The organism is Herbidospora yilanensis (genome assembly GCF_001570565.1).
Lineage (GTDB): Bacteria > Actinomycetota > Actinomycetes > Streptosporangiales > Streptosporangiaceae > Herbidospora > Herbidospora yilanensis.
This window is the reverse complement of the sequence record NZ_BBXE01000024.1, coordinates 87,986-114,045: the sequence shown is the minus strand read 5'-3', so window position 1 is coordinate 114,045 and position 26,060 is coordinate 87,986. Positions and strand designations below refer to the sequence as shown.

The following is a 26,060-nucleotide window of genomic DNA, read 5'->3' as shown; positions in this document are numbered from 1 at the left end:
CGCCGGCGCCGTTGGTGGCCGACCTGACCGGGGAGACCGCCGCCCGACTTCCCTAGGCTGACCGCATGACGATCCGTCCGGTCCGCCCCGCCGACCTCCCCTCGGTCGCCGCCATCTACGAGCACTACGCGCTCACCACCGTCATCACCTTCGACGAGGCCGGGCTCGACGCCGCGGCGTGGACGGCCAAGGCCGGCGCCGGGTCGCCCTTCCTGGTGGCCGAGGTCGGCGGGGTCGTGGCGGGGTTCGGGTACGCGGGGCCGTACCGGCCGAAACCGGCCTATCGCTACACGGTGGAGGATTCCCTCTATATTTCCCCAGAGCACACCGGACGGGGGCTCGGGCGCGCCCTGCTGCGCGAGCTGATGGTCCGGTCGAGGGAAGCGGGGGCCAGACAGATGATCGCGGTGATCGCCGACGCGCAACCCGCGTCGGTGGGCCTGCACGTCGCCGAGGGGTTCGCCGAGGCCGGGCGGCTGCGGAACGTGGGGTTCAAGCTCGGCCGCTGGGTCGACACGGCCCTCTACCAGAGGGCGTTGTCATGAGGGCGGTCGTGTACGACGCCTTCCGGGCGCCGCCGTCGGTCCGCGAGGTGCCCGACCCCGTCGCCGGACCGGGCGAGGTGGTCGTGCGGGTCGAGGCCACCGGCCTGTGCCGCAGCGACTGGCACGGGTGGCAGGGGCACGACGCCGACATCCAGACCTTCCCGCACGTCCCCGGGCACGAGTTCGCCGGCGTGATCGCCGAGGTCGGGCCGGGCGTCACCGGCTGGGCGGCGGGCGACCGGGTCACCGCGCCGTTCATCCTGGCCTGCGGCGAGTGCGCCGAGTGCCGGTCGGGCGACCACCAGGTCTGCCGGGCGCAGACCCAGCCGGGCTTCTCCCACTGGGGGTCCTACGCCGAGTACGTCGTCGTGCGCGACGCGGCGGTGAACCTGATCGCGCTGCCCGGCGACCTGTCGTTCGGGGCCGCCGCCGCGCTCGGCTGCCGGTTCGCGACCGCCTTCCGCGCCGTCGTCCACCAGGGGCGGGTACGCCCCGGCGAGTGGGTGGCCGTCCACGGTTGCGGCGGGGTCGGGCTGTCGGCGGTGATGATCGCGGCGGCGGCCGGGGCGCGGGTGGTGGCGGTCGACGTCCACCCCGACGCGCTGGCGCTGGCCGCCGCGGTGGGGGCCGCCGAGACCCTGCCGCCGGGCCGCATCGACCGGCTGGTCGACCTCACCGGTGGCGTCCACCTGTCGATGGACGCCTTCGGCAGCGCCGCGACCTGCCGGAACTCGATCGCGAGCCTGCGCAGGCGGGGGCGGCACGTGCAGATCGGGCTGCTGCCCGGCGACACCGAGCTCGCGATGGGCCGGGTCATCGCGTGGGAGCTGGAGCTCCTCGGCAGCCACGGCATGCCCGCCCACGCCTATCCGGAGATGCTCGCGCTCATCGAGAGCGGCTCGCTGGCGCCGGAACTGCTGATCACCCGGACCGTCTCCCTGGACGAGGCCCCCGATGCGCTCGTCCAGGGCGGCAGGCCCGGCGTTACCCTGATCAGCCCTTGAAGCCGCGCAGCCGCAGGCTGTTGGTGACCACGAACACCGACGACAGCGCCATCGCGGCCCCGGCGATCATGGGACTGAGCAGGCCGAGCGCGGCCAGCGGCAGGGCGGCCACGTTGTAGGCGAAGGCCCAGAACAGGTTGCCCTTGATCGTGCGCAGCGTCCGGTGCGACAACCGGATCGCCGCGGCGGCCACCCGCAGGTCGCCCCGGACGAGCGTCAGGTCGGCGGCCTGGATGGCGGCGTCGGTGCCGGTGCCCATGGCCAGCCCGAGGTCGGCCTGGGCCAGCGCGGCGGCGTCGTTGACGCCGTCGCCCACCATGGCGACCACGCGGCCCTCCGCCTGGAGCCGTTTGACGGCCTCGACCTTGCCCGCCGGGAGCACCCCGGCGATGACCTCGTCGATGCCGACCTGGCCGGCGATGTCGCGGGCGACGGCCTCGTCGTCGCCGGTCAGCAGCACCGGCCGCAGCCCGAGGGCGCGGAGCTCGGTGATCGCCGCGGCCGACGACGGCTTGAGCACGTCGCTGACGGTCATGACGGCCGCCCGCCTCCCGTCGACGGTGACCGCGATGCCCGGCTCGGCCCGGCCGACGACGACCTCGTGCCCGTCGACGACGCCCCGCACGCCCTCTCCGGCCGTGGCGACGAAGTCGGTGACCGGCGGGAGGTCGGTGTGGCCCTTGACCAGGGCGCGGGCGATGGGGTGTTCGGAGGCGTGCTCGACGGCGGCGGCCAGGCGGCGCACCTCCTGCTCGTCGAAGCCCTCTTCGGTGCGGACCTCGACCAGCGTCATCCGGCCCTCGGTGACCGTGCCCGTCTTGTCGAGCACGACGGTGTCGACGCGCCGGGTCGACTCCAGTGCCTCCGGGCCCTTGATGAGGATGCCGAGCTGCGCGCCCCGGCCGGTGCCGACCAGCAGCGCGGTCGGGGTGGCCAGGCCCAGGGCGCACGGGCAGGCGATGATCAGCACCGCCACGGCGGCGGTGAAGGCCGCCACCGGGCCCGCGACCGGCAACCAGAACCCGAGCGTCGCCACCGCGAGGACGATCACGACCGGCACGAACACGCCGGAGATCCGGTCGGCGAGCCGCTGCACGCGGGCCTTGCCGGTCTGGGCCTCCTCCACCATGCGGGCCATCTGGGCCAGCGTGGTGTCGGCGCCGACGCGGGTGGCCCGCACGACCAGCCGCCCGCCGGCGTTGACGGTGGAGCCCGTGACCGCGTCGCCGGCCCGGACCTCGACCGGCATCGACTCGCCGGTCAGCATGGACGCGTCGACCGCCGAGGCGCCCTCGTGGACGACGCCGTCGGTGGCGATCTTCTCGCCGGGCCGGACCACGAACAGGTCGCCCGCCTTGAGCAGCTCGGCCGGCAGCCGGGTCTCCCTGCCGTCGCGCAGCACCGCGACGTCCTTCGCGCCGAGCTCCATCAGGCTGCGCAGCGCGTCTCCGGCGCGGCGCTTGGCGCGGGCCTCGAAGTAGCGCCCGGCCAGCAGGAACGCCGTCACGCCCGCGGCGGTCTCCAGGTAGATGTTGCCGGAGCCGTCGCTGCGCTCGATCGCGAACGAGAATGGGTGGATCATGCCGGGCTCCCCGGCCGTGCCGAGGAACAGCGCCCAGAGCGACCAGCCGAAGGCGGCCAGCGTGCCCAGCGACACCAGCGTGTCCATGGTCGCCGCGCCGTGGCGGAAGTTGGTCCAGGCGGCCTTGTGGAAGGGCCACCCGGCGTAGACGACCACCGGGGCGGCCAGGGTCAGCGAGAGCCACTGCCAGTAGGTGAACTGGAGGGCCGGGATCATGGCCATCGCGATCACGGGGACCGCGAGCACGACGGCGGTGATCAGCCGGTTCTTCAGCGGGTCGCGCTCGGCCGCCGCCGCCTTCTCCTCGGGCAGCGTCGCGCTGTATCCGGCCTTCTCCACCTCTTCGACGAGCGCGCGCACCGAGACACCGGGCGCGAAGACGACGTTGGCCTTCTCGGTGGCGTAGTTGACCGTGGCGCTCACGCCGTCGAGCCGGTTGAGCTTGCGCTCGATCCGGTTGGCGCACGACGCGCAGGTCATGCCGCCGATGGAGAGCTGGATCAGGTTCGACATGTCATCCCTCCAGCGTGAACGACGCCGTGCGGACGACGCCGCCGTGTTTGAAGTCGAAGAACAACCGGTAGGCGCCGCCCTCGCGGGGCGCCTGGGCCGTGAAGACCAGCCCAGTCATCGGGTGGACGTGGAGGTAGGCCAGGTCGCCCGCGCGCAGCATCACCAGATGGCCCTGGGCGCCCAGGTAGGGCTCCGGATCGACCGGCCGGCCGTCCTTGCTGACCGAGAGCGAGAGCGGCGAGGGCTGGCCCGGGTTCATCTCGCCCTGGAGGGTGACGGTGTAGCCGTCGACCGTGGACGTCCGGCTCGTGGCGGGGAACGGGTCGGGGTCGAAGTCGCCCGGGGCGGTCAGGTCGGCGCCGAGGGTCAGCGCCGGGCCGCCTTCGGGGGCGAAGTCGGCGTACATGCGGTAGGTGCCGGGTTCCGGCAGGGTGAGCGGGGTGGTCCAGGTGCCGTCGGGGGCCAGCTCGGGATGCAGGTGCTGGAAGCCCCCGAGGTCGCGGGGGGCCACGATGAGGTGCAGCCTCTTCTCGTGGGCGACCTGGTAGGCGGTCACCGGCTCGCCGTCGGGCCCGACCACGCGGAAGGCGAAGTCGTGGCGCTCGCCCGGTTCGAGCGTGGTGGTCACCGGCTGCAGGCGGTAGCCGTCCTGGGAGATCTGCAGGCCGCCCGGCACGCTCGCGGCGGTCTCGCCGGTTGCGCCGGTCTCGCCGGTCTCCTCGTGGGCGTGATCGTCGTGGGCGGGCGTCTCCTCGTCGCCGGTCGCCGTGTAGTCGGCGTAGCGGCGCGGGAGGTCCTCCTCCTGGGTGACGCCGACCGTGTAGGCCCCGCCGAAGACGACGGCGAGACCGGCGGCGAAGACGCCCAGCCTGGTCATGGCGTTCACGCCGGGCCCACCAAGGTGTAGCCGGCCTCCTCGACGGCGGCCTTGACGGCGCTCTCGTCGACCGGGCTCTCGCTGGTCACGGTGACCGTGCCGGTCGGCACGTCGACCTTGACGTCGTTGACCCCCGCGATGGCGCCGACCTCCTCGGAGACGGAGCTCGCGCAGTGTCCGCAGGTCATGCCGGTGACGGTGTAAGCGGTGACGGTCATAACGGTCTCTCTTTCCCTAGTCATGAGCGGACGAGCCGGGCGATCGCGTCGGAGGCTTCCTTGATCTTCGCGTCGGCCTCGGGCCCGCCCTTGGCGGTGGCCTCGGCGACGCAGTGGGCCAGGTGCTCTTCGAGGAGGGCGAGGGCGAACGACTGCAGCGCGCGGTTGGCGGCCGACACCTGGGTCAGCACGTCGATGCAGTACTTGTCTTCTTCGACCATGCGCTGCAGGCCCCTGACCTGCCCCTCGATCCGGCGGAGCCGCTTCAGATGGTCTTGCTTGTGATCGGAGTATCCGTGCATCGCGACCTCCCCGGGCCTTCGTCCTTGCTAAATAGTACCCCTAGGGGGTAGTGGTATATAAGCTAGCATACCCCCCGGGGGTTTTGAAAAGGAGATCTCGAAATGCACGAACACCACGTGGCGCAGTTCCGGCGCCTGTTCTGGTGGATGCTGGTGCTGGCCGTCCCGACGGTCCTCACCTCCGGCATGTTCGCCATGGTCGTCGGCTACGAACCGGTGGGCCCGCCGTGGGTCTCGCCGGTGCTCGGCACCGTCATGTACGTCTGGGGCGGGCGCCCCTTCCTCACCGGCGCGGTGGGCGAGCTGCGGTCCCGCGCGCCCGGGATGATGCTGCTGATCGGTCTGGCCATCACGGTCGCCTTCGTGGCGTCGCTGGGCGCGAGCCTGGGGCTGCTCGACCACGGGCTCGACTTCTGGTGGGAGCTGGCCCTGCTGATCGTGATCATGCTGCTGGGCCACTGGATCGAGATGCGCTCGCTGGCCCGCACCACCTCGGCCCTCGACTCGCTGGCCGCCCTGCTGCCCGACGAGGCCGAGCGCGCCGACGGCACACGCGTGCCGCCGTCGGAGCTGCGGGTGGGCGACGTGGTCCTGGTCCGGCCGGGCGGCCGGATCCCGGCCGACGGCCTGATCGTCTCCGGGTCGGCCGGGATGGACGAATCCATGATCACCGGCGAGTCGGCCACCGTCCGCCGCTCGGAGGGCGACCGGGTGGTCGCCGGGACCGTCGCGACCGACTCGGCCCTGCGGGTCGAGGTGCGGGCCGTCGGCGAGGACACCGCGCTGGCGGGCATCCGGCGGCTGGTCGAGGCCGCCCAGAACTCGACCTCCCGGGCCCAGCGGATCGCCGACCGGGCGGCGGCGCTGCTGTTCTGGTTCGCACTCGGCGCGGGGCTGGTCACGGCGGTGGCGTGGACGCTGCTCGGGCAGCCCGACGAGGCGGTGATCAGGACCATCACGGTCCTGGTGATCGCCTGCCCGCACGCCCTCGGGCTGGCCATCCCCCTCGTCGTGTCGATCGCGACCGAGCGGGCCGCCCGCGCGGGGGTGCTGGTCAAGGACCGGCTCGCGCTGGAGAGCATGCGGACCGTCGACACCGTGCTGTTCGACAAGACCGGCACCCTGACCAAGGGCGAACCGGCGGTCACCTGGGTCACCTCCGACGAGGTGCTGGCCCTGGCCGCGGCGGCCGAGGCCGACTCGGAGCACCCGCTCGCGAAGGCGATCGTGGCGGCGGCCAAGGAACGCGGGCTCGACGTCGCGGCGGCGTCGGGATTCGTCTCCTCCCCCGCCCTCGGGGTCTCGGCCGAGGTCGGAGGCGCGCTGGTGCGGGTCGGCGGGCCCGGACTGCTGTCCCAGGAGGGCCTGCGGCCCGTCCGGGAGGCCGAGGGCGCCACCGTCCTGCACGTCGTGGTCGACGGCGCGGTCGCCGGGGCGCTGACGCTGGCCGACGAGATCCGGCCGCAGTCGCGGCAGGCCGTCCGCGACCTCTTGGCGCGGGGCGTCGAGGTGGTGATGATCACCGGGGACGCCGAGACGGTGGCCGCCTCGGTCGCCCGCGAGCTCGGGATAACGCGCTGGTACGCCGGGGTCCGGCCCGAGGACAAGGCGGAAGCCGTAAAGGAGCTGAGAGACGAGGGACGGCGCGTCGCCATGGTCGGCGACGGGGTGAACGACGCGCCCGCGCTGGCGCGGGCGGACGTCGGGATCGCCATCGGGGCGGGCACCGACGTCGCCGTCGCGTCGGCCGGGGTCATCCTCGCCGGAGACGACCCCCGGTCCGTGTCGTCGGTCATGGACCTGTCGCGGGCCGCCTACCGGAAGATGCGGCAGAACCTCTGGTGGGCGGCCGGTTACAACCTCGTTTCGGTCCCCCTGGCGGCCGGGGTGCTGGCGCCGTGGGGGTTCGTGTTGCCGATGTCGGTCGGCGCGATCCTGATGTCGGCCTCCACGGTCGTGGTCGCCGCCAACGCTCAGTTGTTGCGGCGGCTGAGGCTCTCGTAGAGGTCTCTGGTCCGTTCGGCGATGGCCGGCCAGGAGAACTCCGCCACCGCGCGGGCCCGCCCCGCGCGGCCCATGCGGGCGGCGAGACCGGGGTCGGCGAGCAGCCGGTTCACGTCGGCGGCGATGGCGTGCGCGAAGACCTCCGGGTCGCGGGGCTCGCCGTGCTCGCCCGCCTCGATGGGCACCAGCAGGCCGGTCTCGTCGTGGGCGACCACCTCGGGGATGCCGCCGGTCGCGGTGGCCACGACGGCCGTCTCGCAGGCCATCGCCTCCAGGTTCACGATGCCCATGGGCTCGTAGACCGACGGGCAGACGAAGACGGTCGCGTGGGTGAGGATCTCGATGATCTCCGGGCGCGGGCGCATCTCGGTGATCCAGACGACCCCCTCGCGGGTGGCCTGGAGCTCCTCGACCAGGGCGGTGACCTCGGCGGCGATCTCGGGCGTGTCGGGCGCCCCGGCGCAGAGCACGAGCTGGGCGGCCGGGTCGAAGTCGCGGGCGGCCCGCAGCAGGTGGGTCAGGCCCTTCTGGCGGGTGATCCGGCCGACGAAGACGACGTAGGGCTTGTCCGGGTCGATGCCGTGCCTGGTCAGGGCCTCAGCCGACCGGGCGGGGGCGTACTCGTCGGTGTCGATGCCGTTGTGGATCACGGTGACCTTGCCCGGGTCGATCTCCGGGTAGCAGGTCAGCACGTCGCGGCGCATGCCTCCCGACACCGCGATGATCGCGTCGGCGGCGGCCAGGGCGGTGCGCTCGGCCCACGACGACAACACGTAGCCGCCGCCGAGTTGCTCGGCCTTCCAGGGGCGGAGCGGTTCGAGGCTGTGGGTGGTGGCGACGTGCGGGATGCCGTAGAGCATCTTGGCGACGTGGCCCGCGAAGTTGGCGTACCAGGTGTGGGAGTGCACCAGGTCGGCCCCGGCGCAGCCCGCCGCCATCTCCAGGTCGGTCCCGAGCACCTGGAGCGCGGCGTTCGCCGAGGTCAGGCCGGGTGGGGTGGAGTAGGCGTCGGCGCCCTCGCGGGGCGCGCCGAAGCAGCGGACCCGCGCGTCGAGGAGCCGTCGCAGCTCCCGCGAGAGGTATTCGATGTGCACGCCCGCCCCTCCGTAAACGTCGGGCGGGAACTCACGGCTCAAAAGATCGACACGCATATGCGCAGCCTAGTGTTTGCGACCGTTTTGACGGGTTAAGGTCTGCGTCATGAGGGTCATGGCAATTGTGCTCGCCGGTGGTGAGGGGAAGCGGCTGATGCCGCTGACCGCGGACCGGGCCAAACCGGCGGTGCCGTTCGGCGGCATCTACCGGCTGATCGACTTCGTCCTGTCGAACCTGGCCAACGGGCATTATCTGCAGATCGTGGTCTTGACCCAGTACAAGAACCACAGCCTCGACCGGCACATCTCCCGGACGTGGCGCCTGTCGGCGATGCTCGGCAACTACGTGACGCCGGTCCCCGCCCAGCAGCGCCTGGGCCCGCGCTGGTTCTCCGGCTCGGCCGACGCGCTCTTCCAGAATCTGAACCTGATCTACGACGAGCTGCCCGACCACGTGATCGTCTTCGGCGCCGACCACATCTACCGGATGGACCCGCGCCAGATGGTCGAGCAGCACATCGACTCGGGCGCCGACGTGACGGTGGCCGCGATCCGCCAGCCGTTGTCGTTGTCCGACCAGTTCGGCGTGATCGAGACCGACCCGACCGGCCGCCGCATCACCGCGTTCCGCGAGAAGCCGAAGGACGCCGTCGGCCTGCCCGACTCCCCCGGCGAGATCTACGCCTCGATGGGCAACTACGTCTTCCGCACCCAGGCCATGATCGAGGCCCTCCGCGAAGACGCCCTCGACCCGGGCAGCAAGCACGACCTGGGCGGCAACATCATCCCGATGATGGTCAAGGCCGGCAGCGCCGAGGTCTACGACTTCAAGGACAACGTCGTGCCCGGCTCGACCGAGCGCGACCGGGGCTACTGGCGCGACGTGGGGACGCTCGACGCCTACTACGACGCCCACATGGACCTGATCTCGGCCCACCCGGTCTTCAACCTCTACAACGACCGCTGGCCGATCTACACCGGCCACGACCCGCTGCCCCCGGCCAAGTTCGTGCACAACGACGGCGACCGGATCGGCCGCGCGGTCGACTCGCTGGTCTCGGCCGGCGTGATCGTCTCGGGCGGCCTGGCGCTGCGCTCGGTGCTCTCCCCCGGGGTGATCCTGCACAGCCACGCCCAGGTCGAGGACTCGGTGCTGATGGGCAACGTCAAGGTGGGCCGGGGTGCGATCGTGCGCCGGGCCATCGTCGACAAGAACGTCGTCATCCCCGACGGCGCCCGCATCGGCTTCGACCTCGAAGAGGACCGCGAGCGGTTCGCGGTCACCAAGGACGGCGTCGTGGTGATCGGCAAGAACGAGATCATCGACCGCTGATCCACGGCGTCGCCCGGACTTGGGCGACGCCGGGATCCGGGCCGTCTACATGTCGAGGGTGAGCTTCTGCCAGTCCGACCAGCCCGACTGGAACGGCCCGCCATAGGCGCCCACCCGCCAGCGGACCTGCAGGCCGCCCTCGACGAGGCCATCCGGAACGGTCACCACCGCCTGGCCGCCCGAGGGAACGTCCAGGACGGTCTTCTCCCAGATCAGGCCCGTTCCCTGCAACGGCGCGTCCGGGTCGTAGGCCATCTGGAACACCACCCGCGTCGAGTCGAGGAGCGGATGCGTCACCGTGGCCCGCAGTTCGGGGGTCAGGCTCATGCTGACCGTCGAGTAATCGCTCTCGTACGACGGGACGACCTGGCGGGCGGTGATCTGCGGGACGTCGGCGGCCACGGTGCCGGGGTTCCACGCCGACCAGGCGGAGACCGTGCCCGCCGTCACGTTGTGGGCGCGCACCCGCCAGCGGACCCGCCAGCCGTCCTCCAGCAGCCCCGGGGGCACGTGCACCGACGGCCTGCCGAAGCTGGACACCGGGGCGGAGGTGGCGGTCCAGATCTGCCCGCTGCCCTGACCGGGGGCGGCGGGATCGTGCTCGACCTCGAACTCGGCGGTCAGGCTGCCACCGGCGGGGTCGACCACCTGCGACTGGATGCGGGGCGTCAGCCCGGCCACCCAGGTGTCGGGGCCGTCTTCATGAGTCGCGATGGACGACGCTCGGGTGTACGGAGCGGAGGGCACGTCCATGGTCACCGTGAGAACGGGCATGAGGTCGAGCGGGCTTATCCACGAGGAGAAGGTCCAGAGACCGTCATCGGTGCTTTCGTCCGGGGACTGGAGCACCAGGCCGTGGTTCTCCGCGCCACCGGCCCAGGCGTTGACGATGTCCGTGACCGGCCACTCGACCTGGTCGGGGTAGACCGCGCACTGCTGGGTGACTCCCTTGGTGGCGATCTGGGCGTCTTCGTCGGTCGAGGCGGGCTGGTTGCCCCAGTGCAGGAAGTCGTCGGACCAGGGTTCGGTGACGCGGCGCACCTGGACGCCCTCCCCGACCTCGGGCCCGCAGGCGGGCGCGCCCAGCCCGGTGAGCCGAAGCGTGGCCGACCGGATGACGCCTTCCGGCAGATAGGACATGTCGAACCGCAGATAGCTCCGGGCCGTCACACCGTCCTTGGTGCCCGACAGGAGGGTCTCGTCGAGCCACGACGCGGGGGAATCCTCGTCGTGCGCGGAGGTGACGGGGATGGTGGTCCGCTGCAGGAGATCCTGCACGACGACGAGCGTCGGCACGTCGGCCGAGGCGGTGGACGGAACGGTGGCAAGCCCGGCCGCCGTCACGACGGCGGTCATCAGAGACAGGCCCCTCCTCCCCAGGAGGGACGGCACCGACATCATCGAATTCCCTGAGACGCGAAGATGATCACGCAAGGACGTTAACAAATCATCCGGCGAATCGAAATATTGACATTTTCGAATTGCGATTTGCGATGACCGACAAAATCTGTCTATTGCTGACATAGCCCGTCTATGAATCACCCGGCCCCGCCCTGACCGGCAGCGTCGGACGGGAAATGTGTACCGCGTCCTTGCCGATCCGGGTGGCGATGTGACGGCTGTCAGGCTCGGCGAAGCTCGCGTCGTCCGTTCCGGCGACATCGACGCGTTTCCCGCCGCGGACCACCACCCGGCGAAACAAATTGCCGAAACGGAACGCCGAACTCTTCCGGTGATGTTCTTTCGAAACGCCGTTCACAGGCGGCGCCCGCCCGGAAAAGTGATTCGTTTCGTTATATGGGCCATGAGAGCTCCTCCCGCTCGCCTCTCGTCGAGCCGGAAAGCGAGCACGCGACCGGAGGAGCAGTCTCCTAGCGGCCGTTGATGCGCCACGTGGGCTCGACGACCGTCCAGGCGTCGGCCCACTCGCGGCGGACCCGGCGCCACACCAGCAGCCGGGTCACGCCCAGCAGGCCGCAGCTCGCGACGATCATGGCCAGCGGCACCCCCGTGCCCACGGTCAGCGCGGCCACGACGGTGGTCTCCCGGTCGCGCGGACGCGGCACCGGCTCGCCCTTCGTGTCGGTATAGACCGTGATCTTCTGGCCCTTCGCCGACAACACCGGGGCCTGGACCAGCCCCTGGTGGTCTCTGCCGTCGGGGCCCTTCCACGACGCCATGACGGTCGCGGTGGCCGGGCCGTTCACGGTCGCGTGCACGCGCGCGTCACCCAGCAGGGTCGCCTCGGTGGCGTGCCGGGCACGCGCCTGTTCCTGCTCCGCGCGCACCCCCTCGCCGTAGGCCTTCATCCCCAGCATCAGCCCGCACACCACGGCGGCGAGCGTGACGAGGACGACCAGCCGGCGGACCGCCGCCTCGACGCGGTCACACGGGCGGCGCAACGGGTTCCGGTCGAATCCCAGCCAGCGCCGGAACCGGACCACATGATTTGCAGCCATCTCCCCACCTCTAGGGATCCCTACCACTTCACACCCGGTTTATGCCTATTTCCGGACATGTGACCTGGGGTTTCCGCCGCTTCGCGTTACGCTCGTGGGCGTGCGTCCAGCCCTCTTCGCGCTCACCGCCCTGCTCTTACTCGCGGCCTGCGCCAAGCCGCAGCCCAAGCCCATCCCCGGCACCGAGGTGCCCGACGGTTTCCACCGCGTCGGCGGCGTGGCCACCGGCGTCTCGATCGGCGTGCCGACCGCCTGGAAGGTCGTCGACCTGTCGAAGTCGGGCTTCGAGGAGCAACTCGCGGCCACCGGCCTCACCGGCCCGGCACTCGACCAGGCCAGGCAGGGCCTCCAGGCCCTGCAGAGCTCCAAGGCGGTGTACGCCCTCGACCCCGCCAGCCAGAAGGAGTCGAAGCAGGGTTTCGTCACCAACCTCAACGGCTTCTGCCAGCCGAGCGTGGGCGGCTCCAACGAGGCCCTCCAGCAGCAGGCCGAGCAGCAGCTCGCGAACGTCGGCGCCACGGTCTCCGACGCCGGCGTCGTCAAGATCGGCCCCGCCCAGGGGGTCCGCATCCGCTACACGCTGAAGATGCCGGCCGGGCCGGTCCAGGGCACCCAGTTCTACGCCCACTCGGGCAAGGGCACCACCTGCGTGGTGACCCTGACGACCGACCTCGCGGGCCGGGAGCCCCTGTTCGAGCAGATCGGCTCGACGATCAGGCCTCTGTGATCCGCAACCGCGGCAGGCTCTCCGGGTAGTTCTCCCTGATCCAGGTGACCAGGTGTTCCCGCACGTCACACCGCAGGTCCCAAGCGCTGGCCGAGTCGGCGGCCGACATGAGGGCGCGCACCTCGACCAGGCCGCCGGGAGTGACGTCGGTGACCTGGAGGGTCCAGTCCTTCTGGTCCCAGAGCGGGTTGTCCTTGATCGCGCGGTGCAGCTCGGCGCGCAGTTCGGGGACGGGCACCGTCCAGTCGACGCGGAGGAAGACGGTGCCGAGGATCCGGCTCTCGTGCCGGGTCCAGTTCTCGAACGGGTTGTTGGCGAAGTGGGAGACGGGCAGGATCAGCCGCCGCTCGTCCCACAACCGCAGTGACACGTAGGTGAGGGTGAGCTCCTCGACCCGCCCCCACTCGCCCTGCACCACCACGACGTCGTCGAGCCTTATGGCGTCGGAGAAGGCGAGCTGGAGCCCCGCCAGCAGGTTCCCCAGGGTCGACTGGGCGGCGATCCCGACCAGCACCCCGGCGATGCCCGCCGACGCGAGCAGCCCGGCTCCCAGCGCCCTGACCTGGGGGAAGGTGAACAACATGGCGCCCAGGGCGAGCACGATCACGACGGCGGCGCAGACCCGCCGCACCAGTTCGATCTGGGTCCTGATCCGCCGGGCCCGCCGGTTCGCGTCCCCCTCGACGCGCACCAGCCGTTCCAGCACGACGTCGGTTACCGCGTAGGCCGTCTGGATGACGAGCCAGGTGGCGCAGAAGATCAACGCGATGGTGGTCAGGTGGCCGGCCCAGCCTTCGGCGTCGGGCGGGATCAGCCCCCGGTCGTAGACGGCGGTGGCGGTGGCGAGCGCGGCGGTCACGAACCCGGGCCAGGTGCAGCGCCGGACCAGGGGCCCGGCCAGGGCCCAGCGTTCGCCGACGAGACGTGAGCGCAGGATGCGGCGTACCAGCTCGACCGCGAAGAGGGCGGCGAGCACGGCGATGGCGAGGGAGATCCAGTTCCATGCGTCCGTCACGGATTGAGATCACCACATTTATGGCTCTTTGTCAGATTATTGCTTGAGGCCGAGGTCGGTGAGGACGTCGCGGGCGCGGGTGGACTCGACCCGCAGCCAGTCGGCGAAGTCGGGGCCGTCGAGGTAGAGCTGGGTCCAGAGGTGGCGGCGGCAGGCGGCCGACCACTCGGCCGAGGCGCCGACGCCCCGGCAGATGTCGAGCAGGTGGGCGCGGTCGTCCTCCCGGAGGGAGTCGGAGGCCAGCAGGCCGCGCCAGTCGGCGTGGACGAGGCGTACCCCCGACTCCATGAGGGTCGGCGCGTCGACCTCCGGCAGGCGCTCGGGCGAGGAGACGGCCAGCGCCCGGACGCGGCCCGCGCGGATCTGCGGCGCGAACTGGGCGACCCCGCCGACGCCGGCGGCGACGCGCCCGTCGAGGAGCGCGCCGAGCAGGCCGTCCTTCCCGGGGAAGGCGGCGAAGTCGACGAGGCGCGCGTCGGCCCCGAGGCCCTTGGCGACGAGGCCGCACAGGACGTGGTCGGCCCCGCCGTAGGCCCGGCCGCCCATCAGGATCGAGCCGGTGCTCTTCCGGAGGGCGGCGGCCAGCCCGTCGAAGTCGCGGAGGCGGGAGCCCATCGGGGCGACGACGACCGACCACTCCCCGGCCATCCGGGCGAGCGGGGCGGTGCCCGCCGTGTTGACCAGCGCCGGCCCGGCGACCAGCAAGCGCCCTCGGCCGGCGCCCCGGGTGAAGTCCTTGATCGACGCCTTGTCGCCCTCACAGGCGGTGACGGCGGCGGCGCGGGCGAGGCCGCGTTCCGTGACGACCCTCCGCAGTTCCCGGGCGAAGGGGTCGTCGTGGCCACCCACGACGGCCGGCACGACCAGGGAGAGCGGCACGCCCAGTGGACGTGGGTCAGCCCCGCAGCCGGCGGCCAATGCGGCGAGACCGGCTCCCCACAGGAGGAACTCTCGACGCCGCACTCCGCCCTCCTCTCGGTCGTACACGTTGAGCATATGACCGGTTACCTGGAGTTATGTCAGCGGGGTCCGGGTTGACGCCGGCGCTCTCCATCAATTAACTAATGCATTAGTGGAATGATGGGAGCGACGTTGATCGAGTTCTCTCTCGACAAGAGGTCGGGTGTGGCGACGTACATGCAGATCGTCCAGCAGGTCGAGCAGGCCATGCGGCTCGGCCGCCTGACCTCCGGCGACCGGCTGCCGACGGCGGCCGAGGTGGTGGGCCGGCTGGCGATCAACCCCAACACGGTGCTGCGCGCCTACCGCGAACTGGAGTCCCGGGGCCTGGTCGAACCCCGTCCGGGCCTGGGCACGTTCGTGCGGCGGTCGCTGGCCCGGCCGCGCGACCCCGCGCTGGAACTGAGGCTGGCGGCGTGGGTGCGGGAGGCGCGGTCGGCGGGCCTGGGACCGGACGACATCCGGGCCCTGGTCGAGTCGGCCCTGTCCGGCGGCCTGGCCGGGGAGGCGACGGCATGAGCGACGGCATGAGCGGGGTGCCCGCTTTCGAGGCGGCCGGGGCCGGGTTGCGGTACGGCCGGACGTGGGTCCTGCGAGGGTGTTTCGCCAGTGTTCCGCAGGGACGGGTGGCGGCGCTCGTCGGGCCCAACGGGGCCGGCAAGTCGTCGTTGATGCGGCTGGCGGTCGGGCTGCGCCGGGCCGACGAGGGCGAGGTCAGGGTCTTCGGGCAGCCGCCGCGTGGCGCGAACCTGCCCCGGGTGGCCTTCGTCGCGCAGGACAAGCCGCTCTACCCCGAGCTCACCGTCGCCGAGACGATCAGGGCCGGGGCCGGGCTGAACCCCCGGTTCGACGTCCAGGGCGCGCGGAAGCGGCTCGACGACCTCGGCGTCCCGCAGCGCAAGAGGATCCGCCAGTTGTCCGGAGGGCAGCGGGCCCAGGTCGCGATCACGCTGGCCGTCGCCAAACGGGCCGACCTCGTCGTCCTGGACGAGCCGCTCGCCAACCTCGATCCGCTCGCCCGCCACGAGGTCATGGAGGGGCTGATGTCCGCCGTCGCCGAGCGGGGGCTCACCGTGCTGCTCTCCTCGCACGTCGTCGCAGAGCTCGCCGAGGTCTGCGACCACCTGATCCTGGTCTCCCGGGGACGGGTGCAGGTCGCGGGCGACATCGAGGAGCTGGTGTCCGCGCACCGGCTGCTGGTGGGACCGTCCGGCACCACCCCCGCCGGCTCCTACGACGTCATCGGCAGGAGCGACACCGAACGGCAGACGACCCTGCTGGCCCGGGTCCGGGGGCCCGTCCACGACCCCCGCTGGACCACCCGCGAACTCTCCCTGGAGGACATGGTGCTCGGCTACCTGCGTGCCCCCGAGGCCGTCCTGGCTCCCCGGCCGGTGGCGCTGTGACCTGGCTCGCGATCAGGCAGCACCGCGTCCGTGTGGTCAGCATGGCCCTCCTGGTCGTGCTGTGGGCCGGGTTCGTCACCGTCGAACGTCTCTACCCGGGCATCCGGGGCATCTCGGCCGGCCTGTTCCCCTACCTTCCCCTGGTCATGGGGGTGTTCCTGGGAGCGCCGCTGCTCTCGCGCGAGTACGAGCGCGGCACCCACCAGTTCGCCTGGACCCAGTCGATCAGCCGGAGCCGCTGGCTGGCCCCCCAGCTCGGCACCGCCGCCGTCCTGGCCCTGGTCACGACCGGGCTGGTCACCGCGCTGATCTGGTGGTCGCTCCGGGCCCTCCCCCCGGAGCTGACCGGCGCGCTCCCGTTCACCTGGACGCTCTTCGCGCTCGCCCTCGGCGCCTTCTGGAGCGCCGTCACCCGCAGGACCACCGTCGCGATGGGGTCGGCGTTCTTCGGCGTCGCCGCCTGCCAGTTGATGGCCGAGGGGCTGCGCAACCGGGCCGCCCGCGAGTTCGGCTGGTCCCCCGCCACGCTCGGCGCGGTGGAGGCCGCGATCACGGCCGGACTCGCGGGCGTCCTGATCGCGGGCGCGTGGTGGTTCGTCACGCGCCGCGATCCGGGCTAGACGTCCAGCGCGGCCAGCTCCGCCGCGCCGAGCTCCGGCAGGTCCAGCAGTTCGTCGAGCTGGGCGACCGTGGAGGGCCCGATGATCGGGCTGACCCCGTTCGCGAGCAGCCAGGCCAGCACGACCTGGTTCCGGGTCGCCCCGAGACCGTCGGCCACCCGCGCGAGCGCGGCCAGTCTCCGGGTGGTGTCCGGGTGGTCGTAGGCCTCGGGGAAGGGGCGCTCCGGACGTACGTAGGAACCCGAGATGAGCGGCGTGTAGGCCCACAGGTCGAGGCCTTCGGAGGCCACGTAGTCGAGGGTCTCGTCGGTCACCCACGCGAAGCGGTGGTTGACGCCCTCGACCGAGGTCCACGGCCGGGGGGTCAGGTACGAGTAGCGCAACTGCAGCGCCGAGTAGGGCGCGCCCAGGGCGCGGGCGCGCTCGACCCGCCACGTGGGGTGGTTGGAGACGCCGACGCGGGTGGTGAGACCGTCGGCGACCAGGCCCGCGAGCGCCCCGGCCGTCTCCTCAAGGGGGACCGACCGGTCTTCCATGTGGGTCCAGAAGAGGTCCACGTGGTCGATCCCGAGGCGGCCGAGGCTCAGCGTGAGCGCCTCCTTGAGGGCCGGCGCCGAGAGTCCCTCGCGGTTGGCGGGCCACTCCCCCGGGCCGACCGGCTCGGCCCCGGCCTTGGTGGCCAGGGTCAGCCGGTCGCGCAGGCCCGGACGGGCGGCCAGCCAGCGGCCCAGCATCAGCTCGCTCTTGCCGCCCCTGTTGCCGGGGTCGTTCCAGAAGGCGTAGCAGTTCGCGGTGTCGATCACCGTGTTGCCGGCGTCGACGAACCGGTCGAGCAACGCGAACGAGGTGCTTTCGTCAGTCAGGGTGCCGAAGTTCATGGCCCCGAGCACGAGAGAGGTCATGAACAGAACCATGAACCCTGGAGTGCACTCCAGGTCAAACCTGCGTGCACCCGGGGATCGTCGGCAGCGGGCTGCCGCTGGCCGGACGGCTGGCCTGGAAGCCGAACGTGGTGCTCTGGCCGGCGGGGACGCTGGCGTTCCAGCTCATGCCGGTCAGGGTGACGTTCGATCCGCTGACCGAGAGCTGCGAGCTCCAGTTCGACGTGATCTGGTGGCCCGAGGGCAGCGTGAACGGGATCGACCAGTTGGTCGCCGGGCCGTTCAGGGTGAAGTAGGCGACGTAGCCGGGGCCCCACTGGTCGAACCGGACCGAGCAGCCGCCGGTCTGGCCGCCCTGGGTGGTCACGGAGACCGTGTTCGACTGCCCCGACACGTTCCCGGCCGCGTCGTAGGCGGTCACGTAGAACTGGTAGGTCGTCGAGGCGGCCAGGCCCGTCGCGGCGTAGGAGGTCGACGTCGAGGTCGCGACCTGGCTGAACGAGCCGCTGGTGCCCTGGCGGCGGAAGATCCGGTAGCCCGCGACGCCCACGTTGTCGGACGAGGCGCTCCAGGTGAGGTTGGTGCCGCTCGCCGTCAGGTTCGAGGGCGCGCTCGGCGCGGTGGTGTCGGTGGGGTTCTGGTTCCCGCCGGTCGTGTACGTGAAGTTGTTCAGCGTCAGCCCGGCGCCGCCCACCCACGGCTCGAACCCGGCCTGCACGCTGGTCAGATACCACGAGCGCTGCGCGTAGCCACGGGAGACCGCGTCGCTGTAGAAGGTGTTCACGGCGAAGTCGATCGAGGAGGCGGCGGAGGTCCGGACGTACGAGATGACGTTCCAGCCGATGTTGCCGAACCAGACCTGCCAGGTCCCCCCGGCCAGGTTCACCGTCCCGACCTGGTTGCCGACCGGCTGGACGGAGCCCCGGTGGTTGAGCCAGATCATGATCTCGGCGCCGGTGTTCTGGCCGTCGGTGCGCGGGGTCGGGTCGAACCAGATGTCGTAGGCGGCGTCCCACGTCCCGGTCGACGGGTAGCTCATGCTGACGCTGCTCCGGACGTTGCCGAAGTTGCCCGAGCTGGCCTGCATCGGCAGGTTGCTGCCGGTCGAGCAGTTGGCGTAGTGGCACCCGGCGTAGATCGCCGGGTAGGAGGCCGGCGCGCCGTTGGTGGCGTTGTTGTGGTTGGCCGACTGGATGGTGAAGCCACCGGCCTGGTTGACGTCGATGCACTGGGAGGTGCTGGCGCCCCACACGTTGTTGATCACAACGTAGCGGCCCGACTGGACGGTCGTGGAACCGTACTTCTCGCAGATCACGGGTGCGGCCTGCGCGGGGGTGACGCCGAAGAGCACGAACCCGCCGAGCAGCGCCGCCACGAGGGCGATGCGTCTCATGCCTGGGACGCTAGGACGGGCCGGGGAAGCGGCCTACGAAAGCCCTTAACGTAACGCGGCGACCTGCGGAGGAGCCTGAAACTTACACCAGCACGCCTTCGAGGAACAGGTCGATCAGTCGCTCCTGGCGGACCGGGTCGCTCTCGCATGACCACGCGATGCCGTGGACCACCGTCGCCAGGTCTGCGTGGGTCAGGTCGGGCCGCACCACGCCGGCGTCCTTCGCCGCCGCGAGCAGGCCGGAGGAGGTGGAGACGAGGGCCTCGCACGATCCGTACAGGGGGGATTCGGGGTTGTTGACGGCCACGACGAGTTCGGCGGTGAGCCCCCGCGTGGCGGTGATGTGCCGGAGCTGGGCCAGCAGCCATTCACGGAGCGCGCGGCCCGGATCGTCGCACGTCAGGTCGCGGGCGACGGCCGCCATCGCCTCGAAGCGGTCGTGGAGCACGGCCACGATCAGGTCCTGCCGGGTCGGGAAGTGGCGGTAGAGGGTGCCGACGCCGACCCCCGCGGCCTTGGCGATGTCTTCGAGCGAGGCCTCGGTGCCCCTCTCCGCGAACGCCGCCCCGGCCTCGGTCAGCAGGCGCTCGTAGTTGCGACGCGCATCGGCCCTCACGACAACTCCCTTGCATAACCGGAGGCGGCCTCCGTATATTTACCGGAGTCGGCCTCCGATTATTTTATCGCCTGAAGGGCCTCCCCATGAACCCGCGCCAGCGCATCACGCTGCTCGTCATCGCCCTCGCCCAGCTCATGCTGATCCTCGACGGCACGATCGTGACGGTCGCCCTCCCCGGCATCCAGGAGGAACTCGGTTTCAGCCCCGGAGGCCTGTCATGGGTGATGAACGCCTACATGCTGGCCTTCGGCGGCCTGCTGCTGCTCGGCGGCCGGGCCGGTGACATCCTGGGCCGCCGCCGCGCCCTGACGGCCGGAGTGGCGGTCTTCACGCTCGCCTCGCTCCTGGGCGGCTTCGCCCCGGGCCCCGAGGCCATGATCGCCTCCCGGGTGCTCCAGGGCGTCGGCGGCGCCCTGGCCGGACCGGCCGGGCTGGCCCTGATCACCGGCAACTTCCCGCCGGGCCCGCCGCGCGACCGGGCCATCGCCGTGTTCACCTCGGTCGGCGCGGCGGGGGCCGCGATCGGGCTGCTCGCGGGCGGGTTGCTGACCGACCTGGTGTCGTGGCGCTGGGTCATGTTCGTGAACGTCCCCATCGGCCTGGCGATCCTGGCGCTGACCCCGGTCTTCGTCCGCGAGACCGCGCGGGTGCCCGGCCGCTTCGACCTGGCCGGGGCCGTGACCGCCACGACGGGCTCATCCGGCCTCGTGTACGGCCTGGTCCGCGCCTCCGAACGGGGCTGGGACGACGGCTGGGCGCTGGCGTCCCTGCTCGGCGGCGTGCTGCTGCTGACGCTGTTCGTCCTGGTCGAGCGGCGGGCCGCCCAGCCGGTGATGCCGCTCCGCCTGTTCGCCGAACGGTCCCGGGTGGCCGGTTACGCGGCGATGTTGCTGCTCCCGGCCGCGATGATGGGCACATTCTTCTTCCTCACCCAGTTCGTCCAGCTCGAACTCGGCTACTCCCCCCTGCAGGCCGGCCTCGCCTTCCTCCCGCTGGCCCTGACCATCCTGACGCTGTCGCAACTGGCGGGCCGGATCCTGCGTGTGGTCACCCCGCACACCGCCGCCGTCGCGGGCATGCTGCTGATCCCCGCCGGCCTGGTGTGGTTGTCACGGATCGACGCGACGACGGCGTACGTCCCGGGTGTCCTCGGGCCGCTGGTGATCATGGCTGTGGGCGCGGCGGCGGCCTTGGTCGTGATGAGCATGCGGATCATCAACGGCGTCCAGGGCGACGACGCGGGCGCGGCCTCGGGGCTGCTCCAGGCGATGCAGCAGACGGGCGGGTCGATGGGGCTGGCGGTGCTGGTGACCGTGCACGCCTCGGCGGGGTTGTCGGCGACGTTCCTGACGGCGGCGGCGTTCTCGCTGCTGTCGCTGCTGGTCGTGACGGTCCTGCGGCCCCGGCAGGCGGTGGCGGAACCGAAGGAGGGCGTGACCGTGCACCTCTGATCAAGAGTGGCCGGCCCTCGGCGCCGAGGGCCGGCGTTCTCCGGGGCCTACTCGACCGTGACGCTCTTGGCCAGGTTGCGGGGGCGGTCGACGTCGCGGCCCAGCGCCACCGCCGCGTGGTAGGCGAAGAGCTGGAGCGGGATCGACAGCAGGATCGGGTCGAGCTCGTTCTGGTTCTTCGGGACGATGACGCAGTCGTCGGCCTGGTCGGTCTCACGGTGGCCGATCATCAGGATGCGGCCGCTGCGGGCGCGGATCTCGCCCAGGGTCGTGAGGTTCTTGTCGAGCATCTCGTCGTCGGGCACGATCGCCACGGTCGGCATCTCGGGGCCGATCAGCGCCAGCGGGCCGTGCTTGAGCTCGCTCGCCGGGTAGGCCTCGGCGTGGACGTAGGAGACCTCTTTGAGCTTCTGCGCGCCCTCGCGGGCCACCGGGTAGCCGCGCACCCGGCCGATGAACATCATGCCGGGCGAGGCGGCGTACTTGTGGGCGAGCGACCGGATGTGCTCCTCCTGGGTGAGGATCTCCTTGATCTGCTCGGGCAGGGCGCGCAGGCCCTCGCAGATGCGGCGGCCGTCGGCGGGCGACAGGTCGCGGACGCGGCCGAGGTGCAGGGCCAGCAGGGCGAAGGCCGCGGCGGTGGAGGTGAAGGCCTTGGTCGAGGCGACCGACACCTCCGGGCCGGCGTGCAGGTAGACGCCGCCGTCGCACTCCCGGGCGATGGCCGAGCCGACCGTGTTCACGATGCCGAGGACCCGGCCGCCCTTGCGCTTGAGCTCCTGGACGGCCGCCAGGGTGTCGTAGGTCTCGCCCGACTGGCTGATGGCGACGTACAGGGTGTCGGCCTCGACGACCGGGCTGCGGTAGCGGAACTCCGAGGCCGGTTCGGCGTCGGCGGGGATGCGGGCGAGCTCCTCGATGAGCTGGGCGCCGATCTGGCCCGAGTAGTAGGCCGAGCCGCAGCCGATGATCTTCACACGGCGGAACGAGCGGGTCTCGCGGGCGTCCATGTTCAGGCCGCCCAGGTGGGCGACGTGGAAACGGTCGTCGAGCCGGCCGCGCAGGGTGCGGGCGATCGTGTCGGGCTGCTCGGAGATCTCCTTGAGCAGGTAGTGCTCGTAGCCGCCGGTGTCGTAGTGGCCGGTGTCCCAGTCGACGGTCAGCGGCTCCTTCGCGGTCTCGCGGGCGTCGCCGCCGAAGGTGTGGAAGCCGTCGGCCTTCAGGACGGCCAGTTCGCCGTCCTCCAGGTGGACGACCTGGCGCGTGTAGCGGACCAGCGCGGCGACGTCGGAGGCGGCGAACATCTCCTTCTCGCCGATGCCCAGCACGATCGGGCTGCCCAGCCGGGCCACCACGACCTCGCCGGGGCGCTGCGCGTCGACCACGGCGATGCCGTAGGTGCCGACGACGCTCTTCAGGGCCCGGCGCACCGCGTCCTCAAGGGTGTCGGTCTCCTCGACGGCGCGGGCGATCAGGTGGGAGAGCACCTCGGAGTCGGTCTCGCTGAGGAACTTGACGCCCTCGCCTTCGAGCCGCTGCCGCAACGCGTCGGCGTTCTCGATGATCCCGTTGTGGACGACCGCGATGCGCTCGTCGCTCGACAGGTGAGGGTGGGCGTTCACGTCGCTCGGCACGCCGTGGGTGGCCCAGCGGGTGTGCCCGATGCCGGTGGCGCCCTTGAAGCGGGCCGGCACCGCCGCCGCCAGGTCGGCCACGCGGCCCTTGACCTTGCGGGTCTTCAGCGCCCGCGACGCGACGACGGCGACGCCCGCGGAGTCGTAGCCGCGGTATTCGAGCCTCTGGAGCCCTTCCAGCAAGATGGGCGCGGCGTCCTTCGGCCCGACGTAGGCCACGATTCCGCACATAGAGTTCACCCTCCGTAGATGATCCGGCGGAGCTGGCGCTGTGACAGCTCCGGTGCCGCGACCCGGCGCACGGGCAGCTCGGCGGCCACCCGGCGGAAGATCTCGTCGTTGCCGAGCCCGCGTGCCCGCATTTCGGCATGCCTGCGCCTGACATAGGCCTCGGCCGTCTCGCCGAAGTAGCTGAGCACGTCGGCGACCACCCTCGCCGCCTCACCCGGGCCGAGCGAGGTCGTCCGCATGAGGTGGGCGATGAGGTCGTCGTACGGCACAGAGATGGACCTTACGGAGGAGGAACCGGGAATACCAAGAATCCTGCCCGGAATCGGGCATCAAACCCCGTTTTTGTACGTCCACTGCCCGGCGAGCATCGTCCCGAGGATCTCCGGATCACGCAGATCGGACATGTCGCCCACGACGACGAGATCGGCCGGGTCCCCGGCGTGGACTCCGGTCCGGCCCTGGGCGGCGGCGGCCAGCGCGGTGGCGAGCGGGATCGCCTGCTCGGGATGCCAGGCCGGCCGGTCGTCGTCGGTCCGGGTGACGGCCGAGGCGATGCCGTCCCACGGGTCCAGCGGCGACACCGGGGCGTCGGAGCCGATCTCGATGGTCGCCCCGGCGGCCAGCAGGTCGGCGAAGGCGTAGGCCCGGTCGGTCCGCCCCGGCCACTGGAGGTCGGCGACCTCCCGGTCGTCGGGCTGGTGGGCGGGCTGCACCCCCGCGACCAGGCCCTCCAGGGCGAACCGGGGGAAGTCGGCCCGGGAGACGAGCTGCGCGTGCTCGATCCGCCCCGGGCAGGCCAACTCGTGGAAGGCGTCGAGGGCGATGGTCACCGCGTCGTCGCCGATGGCGTGCACGGCCGGATGGATCCCGTTCTCACTCGCCAGCCGCATGGTGCCGAGCAGCTCCTCCGGCGGCAACTCCAGCAGCCCCCGCGAGGCGGTGCCGGGGTAGGGGTCGGCGCAGTAGGCGGTCCGGGTGTTCAGGGACCCGTCCACGAACATCTTCACCGGCCCGACCCGCAGCAGACCGCCGATCTCCATTCCGGTACGCAGCCCATCGGCCACCGCGGCGGCGAGCCGGTCACGCGGGATCGAACAGGCGACCCGCACGTCGGTCCGGCGGCGCTGCCAGTCGCTCACGTTGTCGGCGTACTCGAAGTCGATCACCCCCGTGACCCCCCGGGCCGCCGCGGCCGTCATCGCCTCGGCCACCCACTCGTCGACCAGCTCGGCCGGGGGCGGCGGCAGCGCGGCCAGCCCGCGGAAGCAGTCGCCTTCGAGGAGCACCCCGGTCGGATGGTCGCCCCGGCCGATCAGCGAGAGCGCGGCCTGGCTGAACCAGGCCGTGTGCAGATCATTGCTGACCAGGACGAAGGGATGCTCGACCGGCAGCAGGTCCTTGTGCATCTCGTCGGCCCAGAAGGCGTCGCGGAAGCCGAAGCCCATGGTGGGCTCCCCCGGTCGTGCCGCCTCCAGGATGAGGGAGGCGGCGTGCGCGGCGGAGGTGGCCGCGGACAGGTCGGCCCGGCGGCGGTTCTGCGCCCACTGCACGGAGTGCACATGGGCGTCCACGAGACCGGGCAGCACGGTCGCGCCCTGGAGGTCGACGATCTCGTCGGGGGTGACGTCGCCGGGGGCGACGACCTGTCCGGCCGAGATCGCGAATGCGGTGAGCGGCCCGCCGATCCCGGCTCGGGCGTTCCTGAACAGGAGAGACATGCCCTGAACCTTATTTGTCAGTCTTTGTGTCTTTATAGGGGGTATGGTCCGTGTGCAAACTTAAGGGATGCTTGCTCCAGACCTGACGCGTGAACTCGGCACCGTCCCCGAGTACGACCGGTTCGCCACCGTCGACGAGGTCAACGAGTACCTGACCCGCCTGGCCGCCACCCACCGCGACCTGGCCTCGATCGACCGGATCGGCACCTCACGCCTGGGCGACCCCCTGCTGTGCCTCACCATCGGCGACGGCGACCGCGACGTCGTCGTGGCCGCCGGCCCCCACCCCAACGAGCCCATCGGCGGCCTGACGGTGATGCACCTGGCCTCCCGGCTCTGCGCCGACGCGATGCTGCGCAACGGCGCCCGCTGGCACATCGTCGGCTGCCTCGACCCCGACGGGACCCGGCTCAACGAGGGCTGGTTCGCCGGGCCGTACACCAAAGCCCACTACGGCCGGCACTTCTACCGCCCCGCCGGCGACGAACAGGTCGAATGGACTTTCCCGTTCACCTACAAACGCTCCTACTTCGACCGGGTCCTGCCCGAGACCCTGGCCCTGATGCGCCTGATCGACCGCACCCGCCCCGCCTTCCTGACCACCCTCCACAACGGCGAACTCGGCGGCGTCTTCTACTACCTGTCCCGCCCCGAACCCGAACTCCAGACCGTCCTGACCGAACTCCCCGGCCTGTTCGGCCTCCCCCTCCACGTCGGCGAACCCGAACACCCGGCGATCGGCCAACTGGCCCCCGCGATCTTCCTCACCCCCCGCATGGAGGAGACCTACGACTACGTCGAAGCCCTCGGGCAGGACCCGACGGAGGTCATCACCGGCACCGCCTCCGACACCTACGCCGCCCGCTGGGGCACCCTCTGCCTGACCGCCGAACTCCCCTACTGGGTCGACCCCGCCGCCGGCGACACCTCGGAGACCGAGATCGCGTACGGGGAACTGATCCGCACCCAGGCCGCCCACCTGCGCGAGACCGCCACGATCCTGGAGGAGACCCTCACCGCCGTCACCCCCGACCTGGTCAGCTCCTCCCCCTTCCTCCGCGCCTCCCGCTTCTTCATCCCGATGCTCGCCAGCATCGCCGCCACCGACGAGAACCGCTCGGCGGCCCCCTCTGCCGTCCGCGCCGCCACGGCCGCCGAGGTGTCCTCCTGCCGCGACCTCGTGCACAGCTACCGGCTCCGCTTCGGCGGCATGCTGCTGCGCGCCCTCGAAGGCGAACTGGCCATCGGCAACGGCACCCCCGCCATCAGACGCGGCTGCCGGACCCTGTCGGAGACGTACGAAGAATGGTGCGCGGACGCCGAAAACGAGATGTCCGACCAGACGATTCCCATCGCCCACCTGGTGGCCATCCAGTACGGAGCGATCCTCGCAGGCGCGCGGCACGCGCTCGGTGCGCACGAGCACCCGGGAAACACGCTAAAGTCTTCTTCGTGAGGCCGACCCGGAAGGGAA

General features: G+C 71.5%; 26 protein-coding genes. 10 read left to right on the top strand and 16 right to left on the bottom strand.

Annotated elements, in window-relative coordinates; translation table 11 throughout:
• The first annotated feature begins 65 nt into the window (after positions 1-65).
• Together AW273_RS18995 and AW273_RS18990 are read left to right on the top strand one after the other, a co-directional pair.
• Positions 66-545 (top strand): GNAT family N-acetyltransferase, encoded by a 480-nt coding sequence (locus tag AW273_RS18995; protein WP_062349667.1) that lies wholly within the window; start codon positions 66-68, stop codon positions 543-545.
• A complete protein-coding gene (locus AW273_RS18990) occupies positions 542-1,549 on the top strand; it encodes a zinc-dependent alcohol dehydrogenase family protein (protein WP_062349666.1) in 1,008 nt (335 codons plus the stop codon). The genes AW273_RS18995 and AW273_RS18990 overlap by 4 nt, the downstream gene beginning before the upstream one ends.
• On the opposite strand, the gene AW273_RS18985 is transcribed toward AW273_RS18990, so the two are convergent.
• The 4 genes from AW273_RS18985 to AW273_RS18970 are packed head-to-tail and all read right to left on the bottom strand — an operon-like array spanning position 1,539 to position 5,041.
• A complete protein-coding gene (locus AW273_RS18985) occupies positions 1,539-3,644 on the bottom strand; it encodes a heavy metal translocating P-type ATPase (protein WP_062349665.1) in 2,106 nt (701 codons plus the stop codon). The genes AW273_RS18990 and AW273_RS18985 overlap by 11 nt on opposite strands.
• A 1-nt stretch (position 3,645) precedes the next feature.
• Positions 3,646-4,521: a DUF8832 domain-containing protein gene (locus AW273_RS18980; RefSeq protein ID WP_063910022.1), complete on the bottom strand. Its 876-nt coding sequence runs from the start codon at positions 4,519-4,521 to the stop codon at positions 3,646-3,648.
• Between the two features lie 5 nt (positions 4,522-4,526).
• Positions 4,527-4,739: a heavy-metal-associated domain-containing protein gene (locus tag AW273_RS18975; protein ID WP_062349663.1), complete on the bottom strand. Its 213-nt coding sequence runs from the start codon at positions 4,737-4,739 to the stop codon at positions 4,527-4,529.
• Positions 4,740-4,759: 20 nt separating this feature from the next.
• The gene (locus AW273_RS18970) at positions 4,760-5,041 is read right to left on the bottom strand and encodes a metal-sensitive transcriptional regulator (protein ID WP_062349662.1); all 282 of its coding nucleotides are present in this window, start codon (positions 5,039-5,041) and stop codon (positions 4,760-4,762) included.
• A gap of 102 nt (positions 5,042-5,143) precedes the next feature.
• Between AW273_RS18970 and AW273_RS18965 the strand changes: the two genes are divergently transcribed.
• On the top strand, positions 5,144-7,045 hold the full coding sequence (locus AW273_RS18965) for a copper-translocating P-type ATPase (RefSeq protein WP_062349661.1): 1,902 nt from the start codon (positions 5,144-5,146) through the stop codon (positions 7,043-7,045).
• On the opposite strand, the gene glgA is transcribed toward AW273_RS18965, so the two are convergent.
• Entirely contained in the window at positions 7,015-8,196 is a 1,182-nt protein-coding gene (gene glgA, locus AW273_RS18960) for a glycogen synthase (RefSeq protein WP_062349660.1), read from the bottom strand. The two genes, AW273_RS18965 and glgA, sit on opposite strands and share 31 nt — an antisense overlap.
• Before the next feature lie 58 nt (positions 8,197-8,254).
• Between glgA and glgC the strand changes: the two genes are divergently transcribed.
• Complete coding sequence (gene glgC, locus AW273_RS18955; protein WP_232327497.1) at positions 8,255-9,472, top strand: glucose-1-phosphate adenylyltransferase; 1,218 nt, start codon at positions 8,255-8,257, stop codon at positions 9,470-9,472.
• 45 nt (positions 9,473-9,517) lie between these two features.
• On the opposite strand, the gene AW273_RS18950 is transcribed toward glgC, so the two are convergent.
• The 3 genes from AW273_RS18950 to AW273_RS18945 form a co-directional block, all read right to left on the bottom strand.
• On the bottom strand, positions 9,518-10,828 hold the full coding sequence (locus AW273_RS18950; RefSeq protein WP_062349658.1) for a DNRLRE domain-containing protein: 1,311 nt from the start codon (positions 10,826-10,828) through the stop codon (positions 9,518-9,520).
• Between the two features lie 175 nt (positions 10,829-11,003).
• Positions 11,004-11,231, bottom strand: a complete 228-nt coding sequence (locus AW273_RS37950) for a hypothetical protein (RefSeq protein WP_198168234.1) — start codon at positions 11,229-11,231, stop codon at positions 11,004-11,006.
• 112 nt (positions 11,232-11,343) lie between these two features.
• Complete coding sequence (locus AW273_RS18945) at positions 11,344-11,931, bottom strand: Rv1733c family protein (protein WP_157555927.1); 588 nt, start codon at positions 11,929-11,931, stop codon at positions 11,344-11,346.
• Between the two features lie 100 nt (positions 11,932-12,031).
• On the opposite strand from AW273_RS18945, the gene AW273_RS18940 reads away from it, so the two are divergent.
• Positions 12,032-12,658 (top strand): hypothetical protein, encoded by a 627-nt coding sequence (locus AW273_RS18940; RefSeq protein ID WP_157555925.1) that lies wholly within the window; start codon positions 12,032-12,034, stop codon positions 12,656-12,658.
• Here the strand turns inward: AW273_RS18940 and AW273_RS18935 are convergent.
• Together AW273_RS18935 and AW273_RS18930 are read right to left on the bottom strand one after the other, a co-directional pair.
• A complete protein-coding gene (locus AW273_RS18935) occupies positions 12,645-13,673 on the bottom strand; it encodes a mechanosensitive ion channel family protein (protein WP_083949867.1) in 1,029 nt (342 codons plus the stop codon). The genes AW273_RS18940 and AW273_RS18935 overlap by 14 nt on opposite strands.
• A gap of 36 nt (positions 13,674-13,709) precedes the next feature.
• Positions 13,710-14,636: a Bug family tripartite tricarboxylate transporter substrate binding protein gene (locus tag AW273_RS18930; protein ID WP_157555923.1), complete on the bottom strand. Its 927-nt coding sequence runs from the start codon at positions 14,634-14,636 to the stop codon at positions 13,710-13,712.
• 129 nt (positions 14,637-14,765) lie between these two features.
• Here AW273_RS18930 and AW273_RS18925 point away from each other — a divergent pair, with 129 nt between their 5' ends.
• Genes AW273_RS18925 through AW273_RS18915 form a run of 3 tightly spaced genes read left to right on the top strand, consistent with a single transcriptional unit; the run spans position 14,766 to position 16,659 of the window.
• Positions 14,766-15,152, top strand: coding sequence for a GntR family transcriptional regulator (locus AW273_RS18925; protein WP_232327496.1), 387 nt, complete (start codon positions 14,766-14,768; stop codon positions 15,150-15,152).
• A complete protein-coding gene (locus AW273_RS18920) occupies positions 15,149-16,039 on the top strand; it encodes an ABC transporter ATP-binding protein (RefSeq protein ID WP_232327495.1) in 891 nt (296 codons plus the stop codon). The genes AW273_RS18925 and AW273_RS18920 overlap by 4 nt, the downstream gene beginning before the upstream one ends.
• On the top strand, positions 16,036-16,659 hold the full coding sequence (locus AW273_RS18915; RefSeq protein WP_062349653.1) for an ABC-2 membrane transporter-related protein: 624 nt from the start codon (positions 16,036-16,038) through the stop codon (positions 16,657-16,659). The genes AW273_RS18920 and AW273_RS18915 overlap by 4 nt, the downstream gene beginning before the upstream one ends.
• Here AW273_RS18915 and AW273_RS18910 read toward each other — a convergent pair.
• From AW273_RS18910 to AW273_RS18900, 3 genes are all read right to left on the bottom strand, one after another.
• Positions 16,656-17,561 (bottom strand): aldo/keto reductase, encoded by a 906-nt coding sequence (locus AW273_RS18910; RefSeq protein WP_062349790.1) that lies wholly within the window; start codon positions 17,559-17,561, stop codon positions 16,656-16,658. The genes AW273_RS18915 and AW273_RS18910 overlap by 4 nt on opposite strands.
• Positions 17,562-17,595: 34 nt before the next feature.
• Positions 17,596-18,933 carry a GH12 family glycosyl hydrolase domain-containing protein gene (locus tag AW273_RS18905; protein ID WP_062349652.1) on the bottom strand — a complete coding sequence of 446 codons (1,338 nt, stop codon included), beginning with the start codon at positions 18,931-18,933 and terminating at the stop codon, positions 17,596-17,598.
• 82 nt (positions 18,934-19,015) lie between these two features.
• On the bottom strand, positions 19,016-19,549 hold the full coding sequence (locus tag AW273_RS18900) for a TetR/AcrR family transcriptional regulator (protein ID WP_062349651.1): 534 nt from the start codon (positions 19,547-19,549) through the stop codon (positions 19,016-19,018).
• Positions 19,550-19,635: 86 nt separating this feature from the next.
• Between AW273_RS18900 and AW273_RS18895 the strand changes: the two genes are divergently transcribed.
• A complete protein-coding gene (locus AW273_RS18895) occupies positions 19,636-21,003 on the top strand; it encodes an MFS transporter (protein WP_062349650.1) in 1,368 nt (455 codons plus the stop codon).
• 47 nt (positions 21,004-21,050) lie between these two features.
• On the opposite strand, the gene glmS is transcribed toward AW273_RS18895, so the two are convergent.
• Genes glmS through AW273_RS18880 form a run of 3 tightly spaced genes read right to left on the bottom strand, consistent with a single transcriptional unit; the run spans position 21,051 to position 24,586 of the window.
• Complete coding sequence (gene glmS, locus AW273_RS18890) at positions 21,051-22,868, bottom strand: glutamine--fructose-6-phosphate transaminase (isomerizing) (protein ID WP_062349649.1); 1,818 nt, start codon at positions 22,866-22,868, stop codon at positions 21,051-21,053.
• Positions 22,869-22,873: 5 nt separating this feature from the next.
• Positions 22,874-23,137 carry a hypothetical protein gene (locus AW273_RS18885; RefSeq protein ID WP_232327494.1) on the bottom strand — a complete coding sequence of 88 codons (264 nt, stop codon included), beginning with the start codon at positions 23,135-23,137 and terminating at the stop codon, positions 22,874-22,876.
• A 60-nt stretch (positions 23,138-23,197) separates the two neighbouring features.
• On the bottom strand, positions 23,198-24,586 hold the full coding sequence (locus AW273_RS18880) for an amidohydrolase (protein WP_062349648.1): 1,389 nt from the start codon (positions 24,584-24,586) through the stop codon (positions 23,198-23,200).
• A 67-nt stretch (positions 24,587-24,653) separates the two neighbouring features.
• Between AW273_RS18880 and AW273_RS18875 the strand changes: the two genes are divergently transcribed.
• Positions 24,654-26,042: a M14 family zinc carboxypeptidase gene (locus AW273_RS18875; protein WP_062349647.1), complete on the top strand. Its 1,389-nt coding sequence runs from the start codon at positions 24,654-24,656 to the stop codon at positions 26,040-26,042.
• The last annotated feature ends 18 nt before the right edge of the window (positions 26,043-26,060 follow it).

Excerpts from the sequence above, each read along its gene's own strand:
- AW273_RS18995 (WP_062349667.1), top strand. The coding sequence starts at position 66 with ATGACGATCCGTCCGGTCCGCCCCGCCGACCTCCCCTCGGTCGCCGCC.
- AW273_RS18990 (WP_062349666.1), top strand. The coding sequence starts at position 542 with ATGAGGGCGGTCGTGTACGACGCCTTCCGGGCGCCGCCGTCGGTCCGC.
- AW273_RS18985 (WP_062349665.1), bottom strand. The coding sequence starts at position 3,644 with ATGTCGAACCTGATCCAGCTCTCCATCGGCGGCATGACCTGCGCGTCG.
- AW273_RS18980 (WP_063910022.1), bottom strand. The coding sequence starts at position 4,521 with ATGACCAGGCTGGGCGTCTTCGCCGCCGGTCTCGCCGTCGTCTTCGGC.
- AW273_RS18975 (WP_062349663.1), bottom strand. The coding sequence starts at position 4,739 with ATGACCGTCACCGCTTACACCGTCACCGGCATGACCTGCGGACACTGC.
- AW273_RS18970 (WP_062349662.1), bottom strand. The coding sequence starts at position 5,041 with ATGCACGGATACTCCGATCACAAGCAAGACCATCTGAAGCGGCTCCGC.
- AW273_RS18965 (WP_062349661.1), top strand. The coding sequence starts at position 5,144 with ATGCACGAACACCACGTGGCGCAGTTCCGGCGCCTGTTCTGGTGGATG.
- glgA (WP_062349660.1), bottom strand. The coding sequence starts at position 8,196 with ATGCGTGTCGATCTTTTGAGCCGTGAGTTCCCGCCCGACGTTTACGGA.
- glgC (WP_232327497.1), top strand. The coding sequence starts at position 8,255 with ATGGCAATTGTGCTCGCCGGTGGTGAGGGGAAGCGGCTGATGCCGCTG.
- AW273_RS18950 (WP_062349658.1), bottom strand. The coding sequence starts at position 10,828 with ATGACCGCCGTCGTGACGGCGGCCGGGCTTGCCACCGTTCCGTCCACC.
- AW273_RS18945 (WP_157555927.1), bottom strand. The coding sequence starts at position 11,931 with ATGGCTGCAAATCATGTGGTCCGGTTCCGGCGCTGGCTGGGATTCGAC.
- AW273_RS18920 (WP_232327495.1), top strand. The coding sequence starts at position 15,149 with ATGAGCGACGGCATGAGCGGGGTGCCCGCTTTCGAGGCGGCCGGGGCC.
- AW273_RS18910 (WP_062349790.1), bottom strand. The coding sequence starts at position 17,561 with ATGACCTCTCTCGTGCTCGGGGCCATGAACTTCGGCACCCTGACTGAC.
- AW273_RS18905 (WP_062349652.1), bottom strand. The coding sequence starts at position 18,933 with ATGAGACGCATCGCCCTCGTGGCGGCGCTGCTCGGCGGGTTCGTGCTC.
- AW273_RS18895 (WP_062349650.1), top strand. The coding sequence starts at position 19,636 with ATGAACCCGCGCCAGCGCATCACGCTGCTCGTCATCGCCCTCGCCCAG.
- glmS (WP_062349649.1), bottom strand. The coding sequence starts at position 22,868 with ATGTGCGGAATCGTGGCCTACGTCGGGCCGAAGGACGCCGCGCCCATC.
- AW273_RS18880 (WP_062349648.1), bottom strand. The coding sequence starts at position 24,586 with ATGTCTCTCCTGTTCAGGAACGCCCGAGCCGGGATCGGCGGGCCGCTC.
- AW273_RS18875 (WP_062349647.1), top strand. The coding sequence starts at position 24,654 with ATGCTTGCTCCAGACCTGACGCGTGAACTCGGCACCGTCCCCGAGTAC.